Source organism: Micromonospora sp. D75 (assembly GCF_018070405.1).
GTDB lineage: Bacteria > Actinomycetota > Actinomycetes > Mycobacteriales > Micromonosporaceae > Micromonospora > Micromonospora chalcea.
Genome location: NZ_JAGPXV010000133.1, coordinates 1 through 11,080, shown reverse-complemented (window position 1 = coordinate 11,080; position 11,080 = coordinate 1). Strand labels below are relative to the sequence as shown.

Here is an 11,080-nt window from a genome sequence, read left to right as displayed (position 1 = left end):
TGGTCGGCAGCGCGTAGAAGCACGCGATGACCGCGACCAGCAGCACCCAGCGGACCCAGCGCGGCGCGTGGTGCCAGCGCTCCGAGATCGCGTGCCGGCCCTGCCGCAGCTTGTCCGCCGCCGTCTCCCGCCGCTCCGGCGGGTCGATGGTGGTCGTCATGCGCGTGCCCTCCCCAGTGATTCGCCGAGCAGACCGGTCGGCCGGAACATCAGCAGCACGACCAGCACCGCGAACGCGGCGAAGTCCTTCCACTGACTGCCGAACAGGCCCGCGGCGTAGTTCTCCACGACGCCGAGCAGCAACCCGCCGACGAGCGCGCCGCGCAGGTTGCCGATACCGCCGAGCACCGCCGCGGTGAACGCCTTGAGGCCCAGCAGGAAGCCGACGCTGTAGGTGAGCGTCTGGATCCGCACGTCGTAGAGCAGGCCCGCGACGCCGGCCATGGTGCCACCGGCGATGAAGACCATCAGGATGATGCGGTCCTTGTTGACGCCCATCAGCGCCGCCGTGTTGGCGTCCTGGGCCACCGCCCGGATGCCGCGGCCGGTACGGCTGCGGTTGATGAACTGGTCCAGCGCGAACATCATCACCAGCGCGGAACCGATCGTGAGCAGCTGCACCGCGTCGATCGGCACCCCGGCGATGTGGAACAGCGGCTCCGAGCTGACCAGGATCGGCGCGCCCTCCGGCCGACGCCGGGTGTAGACGCCGAACGCCTCGGAGATGGCGATCGAGGCGCCGATGGCGGTGATGAGGAACGCCAGCGGCGGCGCGTTGCGCTTGCGCAGCGGCCGGTACGCCACCCGTTCGATCACCGTCGCGGTGCCCGCCGAGGCGATGGCCGCCACGATCATCGCCACCAGCAGGTAGAACAGGATCGAGCCGAGGCCGCTGACCTGCGAGTTCTGGTCGAGTCCGAATCCGTTCCAGGTCCAGATCGCGGCGAACGCGCCGGCGATGAAGACCTCGGAGTGGGCGAAGTTGATGAGCCTGAGCACGCCGTACACAAGCGTGTAGCCGAGCGCGACCAGGGCGTAGATGGCGCCCTGCGTCAAGCCGGTCGTGGTGAGTTCCCCGAAGTTGGAGAACAATCCGTCGAAGTCCAAGGGAGGGACGCTCCGTCGCTCAAGAGAAAAAGAGGGTGCGGCCGGGAGCCAGCTCCCGGCCGCACCCGCGATCACTACTCAATCGCCAGTCCAGCGATCGAACGATCAGGACTTGGGGATCTCCTGGTCCGGGACGACCTTGCCGCCCTGCACCTTGAACGCCCAGACCTTGACCTGCGCCGGGTCGAGCTCGCCGCCCTCGACGAACTTGTAGCTGGCGGCAACGCCCTCGCCGCTGTAGCCCTTCACGAACTCCAGCAGGTCGGCGCGGCTGCTCTTGCCGGCCTTGATGCCCGCCAGCAGGATGTTCGCCGCGTCGTAGGCGGTGTCGCTGTAGGTGCCCGGGTCGGTGCCGTTGAGCGCCTTGAAGTCGGCGGCGAAGGTGCCGCGCGCCTCGGTGGACGGAGCGCAGGGGCAGGTGAGGATGGTGCCCTCGGCGGCAGCCGCACCGGCGGAGGTGATGTACGCGCCGTCGTTCACGCCGTCACCGGCAACCAGCGGAGCGGTGACGCCGGCAGCGGTGAGCTGCTTACGGATCAGACCGGCCTCCTGGTAGTAGCCGCCGTAGAAGACCGCCTTCACGTTGGCGGCCTTGACCTTGGTGACCACACCGGAGAACTCGACCTGCTTGCCCTCGCCCTGGACCTTGTCGCTGCCCACGACCGCCGGGCCGAGGACCTTCTTGACCTCGTCGGCCAGGCCGGCGCCGTACGCGGACTGGTCGTCGATGACGTAGACCCGGTCGGCCTTCATCACGTTCTTGATGTAGTTACCGGCGGCGGGGCCCTGGCTCAGGTCGTTGCCGACCGCCCGGAAGAACGTCTTCCAGCCCTGCTCGGCGAGGCTGGGACGGGTCGCGGAGGGGGTGATGGTGACCAGACCGGCCTCGTTGAACAGCGGGCCGGCGGCCTCGGACTCGCCCGAGTAGGCCGGACCCACGACACCCAGGATCTTGGTGTCGTCGATCGCCTTCTGGGCCAGCTGCGGCGCCTGGTCCGGGCTGCCCTGCGAGTCGAGCTCGGCGAGCTCCACCTTGCAGTCCGGGTTCTCCTTGTTGTACTTGTCGACGGCCAGCTTGACGCCGTTCTTCTCGTTGATGCCCAGCGCGGCCGAGCTACCGGTCAGCGCGCCGAAGAAAGCGATCTTGCTCCCGCAGGCGCTGCCCCCGGAACCCTCATCGTCGCTGCCGCTGGAACAAGCGGTGCCACCGGCGACGAGCGCCAGCATGGCGACCCCGCCGATCACGCGTGCGAGCTTCTGCCTCAAGGCCCGAACCCTCCTCCGTCCATGATCCGAACCACCCGCCGCTGATTGGCCCTTGCGGGGTGGACGAACCAAGACCGTCGTCGCCGGTCTGGGCCGGGACGTTATCCCACCGGAAGCGGTGGCGTAAGACCTGGAAAGCGGGGTTGACCGAACCGTTACACGCGGTGGCGGATTCAAGCCGATCGCCGTAAGAACCGTAGGCGGGGAAAGGCTTTCACCAACTATTCCTCGGTAACGGGCTCATCGGCGATCACCCGCTACCGATCGATGGCCGGCAACGCCCCCCACCAGGCACGGGACGTTTTCCCGTCGTCGGCGACCACGAACAGCCCGTCGTCGCCGACGGCCACCGCCAGCGCCGCGTCGCCACCGTCCGGCACCGGCACCGGAGTGATCACCGGAAGCCACGCCGCGCCGCCGTCACGCGACATCCAGAGCCGTCGCTGAGCCCCGTCACCGGTCACCGCGACGAGCCGCCGACCCGCCGCCGCGAGCGCGTCCACCGACGACACCCCGGGACCCGCCGTACCGAGCCCGCCGACCCGCCGCCACCCCTGCGCCGCACCCGCCGAACCGGCCGACGGCGAGCCGCAGTCGTCGCACCCGCGCCACACCGCGAACCGGTCACCCACTGGCCCGAGGACCACCGGCCCGCCGTCGGCCGGCACCACCCGCTCCGCCGCCCCGGCGGCGCCCGCCGGCACCGGCAACGCCGCGCGCCGCCACACCCGGCCGTCGGCCGAGGACCACGCGAGCGGCACCCGGGCCGTACCGCCGGGCGGCAGCAACGACCCCACCACCAGCCAACCCGAGCCCACCGCCGCCACGTCGTACGCGGCCGTCCGGCCCCGGCCGTCACCGGCCAGCTCCGCCACGCCCTCACGCAGGACGAAACCCTCCGCGTCCGGCGAGGCCCACACCGACGCGCCGTCCGCGCGCGACCCGGCGACCAACCACCCACCCGGCCCCGCCGCCAGCCGCGACGCGCTCACCGCGCGCGGGCCACCGAACAACTCGAACGCCGCCGGCACCTCCCGCACCGGCCCACCCGGACGCCAGACCCACGTCCCGGTACGCGGATTGCCGTGCACACCACCGGTCTTCGCACCCAGCGCCGCCATCCCGTCGTCGCGGCACGCGACCGCGTAGAGCACGTGCTGACGGCCGTAGAACGTCTGCGCGCGCACCGGAATCAGCGACCAGGTCACGCCGTCCGATGAGGACCACACCGCCGGCCGGGTCTCCCCCGCCGCGTCGACCAGCCCACCCACCACGTACCAGCGGCCGGCACAGCGCGCCGCGTCCCGGGGCACCGGGCGGCCTGCGGCACCGTCGGGAAGGGCCAGCTCCACGGCCCGCCACTCCGGGCGCACCGGCGCCGGCACGGGCAGCGGCCGCGGGGTGGCGTGACAGGCCGCCACGAGCGACGCGGCAGCGGTCACGGCGGCGAGCGCCGGCCGGACGCGCACGGAAGGCATGGACCCGATCCTATCGATCGGGCACCTTCCGGCAGGTCAGGAAGCCGGCTGCTCCACCTCGCCGCCGGCGGTCTCGGCGAGGATCCGCTCGGCGACCTCCTTCATGGTCATCCGGTGGTCCATCGCGGTGCGCTGGATCCACTTGAAGGCCTGCGGCTCGGTCATGCCGTACGTGGTCATCAGCGCGCCCTTGGCGCGCTCCACGGTCTTGCGGATCTCCAGCCGGTCGGTGAGGCCGGCGACCTCCGACTCCAGCGCGGCGATCTCCGAGTAGCGGGACAGCGCGATCTCGACCGCCGGCACCAGGTCGCTCTTCTGGAACGGCTTGACCAGGTACGCCATCGCGCCGGCCGCCCGCGCCCGCTCCACCAGGTCACGCTGGCTGAACGCGGTCAGGATGATCACCGGGGCGATGCGCGCGCCGGCGATCCGCTCGGCGGCGGCCAGCCCGTCCATGATCGGCATCTTGATGTCGAGGATGACCAGGTCGGGCTTGAGCTGCTCGGCGAGCTTGACGGCGGTCTCGCCGTCGCCGGCCTCGCCGACCACCTCGTAGCCCTCTTCGACGAGCATCTCGGCCAGGTCCAGCCGGATGAGCGCCTCGTCCTCGGCGATCAGAACGCGCTTGCGCTCGGCGTCCGCCTGCATCTCGCCCACGAGCCACTCCCACCGGTTCGAGCCCGACACCCGCCCTGCCGGGTGTCGCCGCCCCTAGCGTAGTAGGTAACCTATGGCACGACGCGAGAGCGTCGCGCGAGCCTGTCCCCGTATTCCAACCGGTAGAGAAACGGAGCTCAAACCTCCGACAGTGTGGGTTCGAATCCCACCGGGGACACCGAAACCGTCGTACGCGCGTTCGAAGATGTCCGCGTGCATCCACCCGAGATACGCGCGCGAGCACGTCAGGCCTTCCTGTCCGGGGCCACCGTCGCGGAGGCGGCCCGCGCAGTGGGCCTCAACTACCGAACCGTCTGGCACTGGTGCAGGGATCGGCCGGAGTCGAAGCAGCACGGCACCGCGCTGCGGTGTTTCCGCTGCCGCGAGGGTGTCCGCGTTCCGACAGATCCGGCGGCCTATGCCTATCTCCTCGGGCTCTACCTGGGCGACGGGCATCTCGTGACCAGGGCGCGGGTGCCGGTGCTCCGGATCTCCTGCAGTGACAGTTGGCCCGGGCTGATCGAGGCTTGCGACGACGCCATGCGGCGGGTCCTGGCGGCGAAGGTCCAGCGCGTCCAACATCCGGGCTGCGTCAGCGTGCAGAGCTACGGCAAGCACTGGCCGTGCCTGTTCCCACAGCACGGACCCGGCAAGAAGCACCAACGCCCGATCGTCCTGGCGGACTGGCAGCGCCCCATCGTCGAGGCTCAGGCGGGCGACTTCCTGCGCGGCCTCTTCCACTCCGACGGGTGCCGCTTCGCCAACCGCGTCGTCGTCCGGAAAAAGGAGTACGTCTATCCCCGTTACATGTTCCACAACGAGTCGGCCGACATCATGGGCCTGTGCCAGCAGGCCCTCGACCGGCTCGGCATCGCCTGGCGGATGAACCGCCCCAACTCCCTGTCGGTGGCCCGCCGGGAGGCGGTCGCCGCCCTCGACCAGCACGTCGGCCCCAAGTCGTGACCGGCCCGCGCCGCCGACCCGGCCGACCGGCAGGCGTCAGATCCGCGCCAGTGCCCGCGCGAGGTCCGCCCGCAGGTCCTCCGGGTCCTCCAGGCCGACCGAGACGCGCAGCAGCCCGCCGCAGGGCTTCGCGTCACCCTCGACCGGCCGGTGGGTGAGCGAGGCCGGGTGCTGGATCAGCGTGTCGACGCCGCCGAGCGACACCGCGTGCGTGATCAGCTCGCAGGCGCCGGCGACCTCGGCCGCGGCGGGCGCGCCACCGCGTACCTCGAAGGCGAGCAGGCTGCCGGTGCCGGACATCTGCCGGCCGACCAGCCCGGCCGGGTCGTGCAGCGACGGGTGGTGGACGCGCTCGACGGCGGGGTGACCGGCGAGCCAGGCGGCGAGCTTCTCGGCGCCGGCCTGCTGGGCACGGACCCGCAGCGGAAGGGTCTGGATGCCGCGGTGCAGCAGGTACGCGCCGAGCGGGTGCAGGACGGCGCCGGTGACGGCGCGGACCTGGCGCAGCCGGGCGGCCCAGTCGGGGGCGCAGGCGATCACGCCGGCGAGGACGTCGCCGTGGCCGCCGATGCTCTTGGTGGCGCTGTGCAGCACGAGCGCGGCGCCGTGGCGGGCGGGCTGCTGGAGCACCGGGGTGGCGACGGTGTTGTCGACGAGCAGCGGGACGTCACCGGCGGCGTCGGCGAGTGCGGCGATGTCGACCAGGTCGAGGCTGGGGTTCGCCGGGGTCTCGACCACGACCAGGGCGGTGTCGGGGCGGATCGCGGCGGCCACGTCGGCGGGGGTGGCCCAGGTGACCTCGGTGCCGAGCAGGCCGGTGGCGAGGACGTGGTCGGTGCCGCCGTAGAGGGGGCGGACGGCGACGATGTGGCGGTTGCCGTCGCGGGTGGCGGCGAGCAGGGCGGCGGTGAGCGCGGCCATGCCGCTGGCGAAGGCGACGGCCTCGGCGGTGCCTTCGAGCTGGGCCAGCGCGGTCTCGAACCGGGCCACCGTGGGGTTCCAGAGGCGCTGGTAGACGGCGCTGCCGCCGGCCGGGAGGTTGCCGCCGGTGGCGAGCGTCTCGTAGTCGTCACCGCCGCCGGCCACCGAGGGCAGCGGGTTGGTGGTGGACAGGTCGATCGGCGGGACGTGGACGCCGAGCCCGGCGAGGTCGGCGCGCCCGGCGTGTACGGCTGCGGTGTCCACGGAAGTCATGCCGGAAGCGTCGAACATGACGATGGCTAGAGGCAATAGCAGCGAAGAAGATTCTGACAATCACGCTTTCGCCCAGCGGTGATTCGGTGAAGGATGGTCACATGCCTGCCGCACCGAATGATGTACGGCCGTTCGCCGGCCTGGACGACGTCGACCGCGCGATCCTCACCGAGCTGGCGGCCGACGGCCGGCTGCCGAACAACGCGCTGGCCGAGCGGGTCGGGGTGGCGCCGTCGACGTGCCTGACGCGTACCCGGGCGCTGCGCGAGTGCGGGGCGATCCGCGGGTTCCACGCCGAGGTGGACCCGGCGGCGGTGGGGCTGCCGTTGCAGGCGCTGGTGTCGGTGCGGCTGACCGCGCACGAGCGGGCCGCCGTGGACGCGTTCCGGGCCCGGTCGGTGCGGCTACCAGGGGTGGTGTCGGTGTTCCACGTGGCCGGCGCGGAGGACTACGTGCTGCACGTGCGGGCCGCCTCCGGTGACGCGCTGCGGGACTTCGTCCTCGATCATCTCGCAGTCGATCCGGCGGTGCAGCACACCCAGACCAGCCTGATCTTCGAGCAGGCCCGGGGTATGGGGTAGCGCACCCGGCGGAACAATTCCGGCACGTGGCCTGTTGCACCACGCTGTGATCGACGTACCCATGTCTGTTCTTGATCTTGCCCCGGTGGCGGCGACCGGCAACGCCGGTGAGGCGCTGCGGTACACCACGGAGCTGGCCCGCCGCACCGAGGAGCTGGGCTACCGCCGGTTCTGGGTGGCCGAGCACCACAACATGCCCGCCATCGCCAGTTCCGCGCCGGCGGTGCTGCTCGCGCACCTGGCGGCGAACACCAGCACCATCCGGCTCGGCTCGGGCGGGGTGATGCTGCCCAACCACGCGCCGCTGGTGGTGGCCGAGCAGTTCGGCACCCTGGAGGCGCTGCACCCGGGCCGGATCGACCTGGGCATCGGCCGGGCGCCCGGCACCGACCAGGTGACCGCGCTGGCGCTGCGCCGCACCATGGAGGGCCTGTCCGCGGAGCACTTCCCGCGTGAGCTGGCCGACCTGATGAACTACTTCTCCGGCGCCGAGCCGGGCCCGATCACCGCGACGCCGGGCCGCGGCCAGTCGCCGCAGGTGTGGCTGCTCGGGTCCAGCGGGTTCAGCGCGCAGCTGGCCGGCCTGCTCGGGCTGCCGTTCTCGTTCGCGCACCACTTCAGCTCGCAGAACACGATCCCGGCGTTGCAGCTCTACCGGCAGAACTTCCGGCCGTCGCAGTGGCTGGACCGGCCGTACGCGATGGTGGCGGTCAACGCGGTCTGCGCGGAGACCGACGAGCGGGCCGAGTGGCTGGCCGGGCCGGCCGGGCTGTCGTTCCTGAAGCTGCGCTCGGGGCGCCCGGAGCCGCTGGTCACGCCGGAGGAGGCGGCGGCGTACCCGTACTCGGAGTTCGAGCGGGAGTTCGTCGCCCAGCGCCGCGACGGCCAGGCGACCGGCTCGCCGGAGACGGTGGCCCGGCAGCTCGGCGAATTGCTGGAGCGCACCGGCGCGGACGAGCTGATGCTCACCACGATGGTGTACGACGTGGCGGACCGGGTCCGCTCGTTCGAGCTGATCGCCGAGAAGGTGGCGGGCGGGCTGCGCCGGGAGGGCTGAAACACGCTCTTCATAGCCACGTCACCGCAGCGTCGCGCGGGACGCATAACTTTGTCCCCGGTGGTGGTACGGCATTCCCGGTCGGGACGGGTCGGGAATGCTGCGGTGTGGTGCACCGGGTCGCCGGCGGAGCGGATTCCGCGGCCGGCGACCCGGTGCCTGTCGTTTCAGCGCAGGTAGATGTTCGGCGCGGCCGGGGTGCTCATGCCGTCGCCAAGGTAGAAGCCCGGGTGCGGCGGCTGGTTGTAGGCGGTGTTCTGCCAGGCCACCGCCACCCGGTACTGCGGGTCGTGCATCAGCGTCGGCAGCCGCAGGCCGGTGGTGACCGGCGTGCTGTAGATCCGGAGCGCGGTGCTGTCGGAGGTGCGCCAGACGACCTCCTCCCGCCAGTCGCCGAGCAGGTCCGCCGAGAGCGCCGGGGTGGACTTGGTGCCGTTGTTCGAGGCGACGCCGCTGCCGGTGAGCAGCCGGGTCTCGCCGCCGGTGCCGTACTTGTCGATCTTCGTGGCGTCGAGCAGCTCCCGGACCGGGTCGCCGTCCCACCAGATCAGGAAGTTCGCCGACGACGGCTTGCGCCCGACGTTCTGGCCCCGGGTGTTGAGCAGCCCGTCGACGGCCGACGACCAGGACTCCGCGCCCGGGCTGCCGGCCCAGACGTCGCCGGAGACGCCGCGGCCGTTGTCGCCGTTCGGCGCGGTCTGCCAGATGATCTGCCCGGTACGCGCGTCGGCCATCCAGGAGCTGGGCTTGCTGCCGTCCTCGTCGACCTTGAACACCTCCAGGCCGGCGCGGGACGGGTCGAGGTCGCCGACGTGCAGCGCGTCGCCGTGGCCGTTGCCGGTGGAGTACAGCAGCCGGCCGTTGTCGTCGATGGTGGCGGCGCCGTACACGATCTCCTGACGGCCGTCGTTGTCGACGTCGGCCACGGAGAGCTGGTGGTTGCCCTGGCCGGCGGCGGCGCCGTTGCCGGAGGCGTTCGAGTCGAACGTCCAGCGCTTGCGCAGCGTGCCGTCGCGGAAGTCCCAGGCGGCGACGACGGCCCGGGTGTAGTAGCCACGCGCCATGATCAGCGAGGGGCGCTGCCCGTCCAGGTACGCGGTGCCGGCGAGGAACCTGTCGACCCGGTTGCCGTACGAGTCGCCCCAGGACGAGACGGTGCCTCGCGGCGGATCGTAGTCGACTGTGGACAGGGCCGCGCCGGTGCGGCCGTCGAACATGGTCAGGTACTCCGGGCCGGCGAGCACGTAACCGCTGGAGTTGCGGTGGTCGGCCGAGCCGTTGCCGATCACCTGACCGGTGCCGGAGCGGGTGCCGTCGGCGGTCTTCATGGCCACCTCGGCGTCTCCGTCGCCGTCGTAGTCGTACACCTGGAACTGGGTGTAGTGGGCGCCGGCGCGGATGTTGCGGCCCAGGTCGACGCGCCACAGCCGGGTGCCGGTGAGCGTGTACGCGTCGACGTAGACGTTGCCGGTGTAGCCGGACTGCGAGTTGTCCTTGGCGTTCGACGGGTCCCACTTGAGCACGAACTCGTAGCGGCCGTCGCCGTCGAGGTCACCGACGCTGGCGTCGTTCGCCGAGTAGCTGTACCCCTCCCCGGCCGGGGTGGTGCCGCCGGGCGGCGGCTGGATCGGCACGTCCAGGTAGCCGTTGGCGAACTGGAGCGCCGGGGCCGACGCCGCCTGCTCGGCGCCGTTCACCACGGCCCGCACGGTGTACGCGGACCCGGCCGCCGCGCCGCTGTCCAGGTACGTGGTGGCGCCGGTGATCGGGCTGGCGTTGACCTTGGTGCCACCTCGGTAGAGGTTGAACGCCACACCGGTGGTCTCGGTGCCGAGCAGCCGCCAGGAGACGAGGTTGCCGCTGCCGGAGCGGACGCTGACCAGCCCTCGGTCGAGCTTCTCCATCTGCTTCGCCCCGGCCGGCGGGTCGGTGGGCGGGGGCGTGGTTGGTGGCGGTGTGCTGGGCGGAGGTGTGGTGGGTGGCGGCGTGGTGGGCGGAGGCGGCGTCGACGGCGGCGCGCTGGTGGACGGCGCGCCGGTGCAGGCGGTGCCGTTGAGCGTGAACGCGGCCGGCACCGGGTTCGACGCGTTGTTCCACGAGCCGTTGAAGCCGAAGTTCGCGGTGCTGCCGGTGCCGATGGCCGCGTTGTAGCCGGCGTCGCGGGCGCTCACCTGCGCGCCGGACTGGCTGACCGTCGCGTTCCACGCCTGGACGACCTGCTGGCCGGCGGCGAAGCTCCAGCCGAGGGTCCAGCCGTTGACCGGGTCGCCGAGGTTGGTCACTGTCACGTCGGCGCCGAATCCGCCGCTCCACTGGTTGGTGATCCGGTAGTCGACCCGGCAGCCGGCGGCCGCCGCCGCGGCGGTCATCGTGGTGAGCGCGCCGGCCGACAGGGTGAGCGCCGAGGCCGCGGCGAGCAGCGCGAGCCGGCGGCGTGGGGTGGTGAGGTGCACGGGGATGCCTTTCGCGGAGGTCATGCACGCGACGACGCCGGCCTGCCCGGACCGGCGGATACGTGCCCTGACGCGACGGGCGACGTCAACGCATCGACGTCGATGATTCGGCTCCGCGCTCCGTCAGCCTAGGTCACCGCCGGACACCCCCACAAGCGCGGCGGCGTGCGCGGGGCGGGCAGCGCGGCGGCGCGGCGTGGGCGTGGCAGCGCGGGCGGGGCGGCGCGGGCGGGGCGGCGCGGCGGCGCGGGTGGGGCGGCGGCGCGGGCGGGGCGGCGGCGCGGGCGGCGCGGCGCGGCGGGGCGAGGCGGCGCGGGGCCGGGC

At 72.3% G+C, this 11,080-nt stretch carries 10 protein-coding genes and 1 tRNA gene; 4 read left to right on the top strand and 7 right to left on the bottom strand.

Features of this window, described 5'->3' with window-relative positions; all coding sequences use genetic code 11:
- Window positions 1–156: 156 nt before the first annotated feature.
- The 4 genes from KBX39_RS11085 to KBX39_RS11070 all read right to left on the bottom strand — a co-directional run bounded on the left by KBX39_RS11085 (window position 157) and on the right by KBX39_RS11070 (window position 4,508).
- The gene (locus KBX39_RS11085; RefSeq protein WP_043329571.1) at window positions 157–1,107 is read right to left on the bottom strand and encodes a branched-chain amino acid ABC transporter permease; all 951 of its coding nucleotides are present in this window, start codon (window positions 1,105–1,107) and stop codon (window positions 157–159) included.
- Between the two features lie 105 nt (window positions 1,108–1,212).
- Window positions 1,213–2,373 carry a branched-chain amino acid ABC transporter substrate-binding protein gene (locus KBX39_RS11080; protein ID WP_210870353.1) on the bottom strand — a complete coding sequence of 387 codons (1,161 nt, stop codon included), beginning with the start codon at window positions 2,371–2,373 and terminating at the stop codon, window positions 1,213–1,215.
- Between the two features lie 257 nt (window positions 2,374–2,630).
- On the bottom strand, window positions 2,631–3,851 hold the full coding sequence (locus tag KBX39_RS11075) for a hypothetical protein (RefSeq protein ID WP_210870351.1): 1,221 nt from the start codon (window positions 3,849–3,851) through the stop codon (window positions 2,631–2,633).
- A gap of 36 nt (window positions 3,852–3,887) precedes the next feature.
- The gene (locus KBX39_RS11070; RefSeq protein WP_043331122.1) at window positions 3,888–4,508 is read right to left on the bottom strand and encodes an ANTAR domain-containing response regulator; all 621 of its coding nucleotides are present in this window, start codon (window positions 4,506–4,508) and stop codon (window positions 3,888–3,890) included.
- 104 nt (window positions 4,509–4,612) lie between these two features.
- Between KBX39_RS11070 and KBX39_RS11065 the strand changes: the two genes are divergently transcribed.
- Window positions 4,613–4,686: transfer RNA gene (locus KBX39_RS11065), tRNA-Leu, on the top strand.
- Window positions 4,662–5,471, top strand: coding sequence for a transcriptional regulator (locus KBX39_RS11060; RefSeq protein WP_312247083.1), 810 nt, complete (start codon window positions 4,662–4,664; stop codon window positions 5,469–5,471). The genes KBX39_RS11065 and KBX39_RS11060 overlap by 25 nt, the downstream gene beginning before the upstream one ends.
- 36 nt (window positions 5,472–5,507) lie before the next feature.
- Here KBX39_RS11060 and KBX39_RS11055 read toward each other — a convergent pair whose 3' ends face one another.
- Window positions 5,508–6,683: a PLP-dependent aspartate aminotransferase family protein gene (locus tag KBX39_RS11055; RefSeq protein ID WP_210870349.1), complete on the bottom strand. Its 1,176-nt coding sequence runs from the start codon at window positions 6,681–6,683 to the stop codon at window positions 5,508–5,510.
- An 83-nt stretch (window positions 6,684–6,766) separates the two neighbouring features.
- Between KBX39_RS11055 and KBX39_RS11050 the strand changes: the two genes are divergently transcribed.
- Window positions 6,767–7,246: an Lrp/AsnC family transcriptional regulator gene (locus KBX39_RS11050; protein WP_030503801.1), complete on the top strand. Its 480-nt coding sequence runs from the start codon at window positions 6,767–6,769 to the stop codon at window positions 7,244–7,246.
- A 61-nt stretch (window positions 7,247–7,307) separates the two neighbouring features.
- Window positions 7,308–8,303 (top strand): LLM class flavin-dependent oxidoreductase, encoded by a 996-nt coding sequence (locus KBX39_RS11045; protein WP_192900086.1) that lies wholly within the window; start codon window positions 7,308–7,310, stop codon window positions 8,301–8,303.
- 167 nt (window positions 8,304–8,470) lie between these two features.
- Here KBX39_RS11045 and KBX39_RS11040 read toward each other — a convergent pair whose 3' ends face one another.
- Both KBX39_RS11040 and KBX39_RS11035 read right to left on the bottom strand, forming a co-directional pair.
- Window positions 8,471–10,780, bottom strand: a complete 2,310-nt coding sequence (locus KBX39_RS11040) for a cellulose binding domain-containing protein (protein ID WP_282102394.1) — start codon at window positions 10,778–10,780, stop codon at window positions 8,471–8,473.
- Between the two features lie 99 nt (window positions 10,781–10,879).
- Window positions 10,880–11,080, bottom strand: a 201-nt coding sequence (locus tag KBX39_RS11035; RefSeq protein ID WP_210870347.1) for a hypothetical protein, incomplete at its 5' end; no start/stop codon positions are given.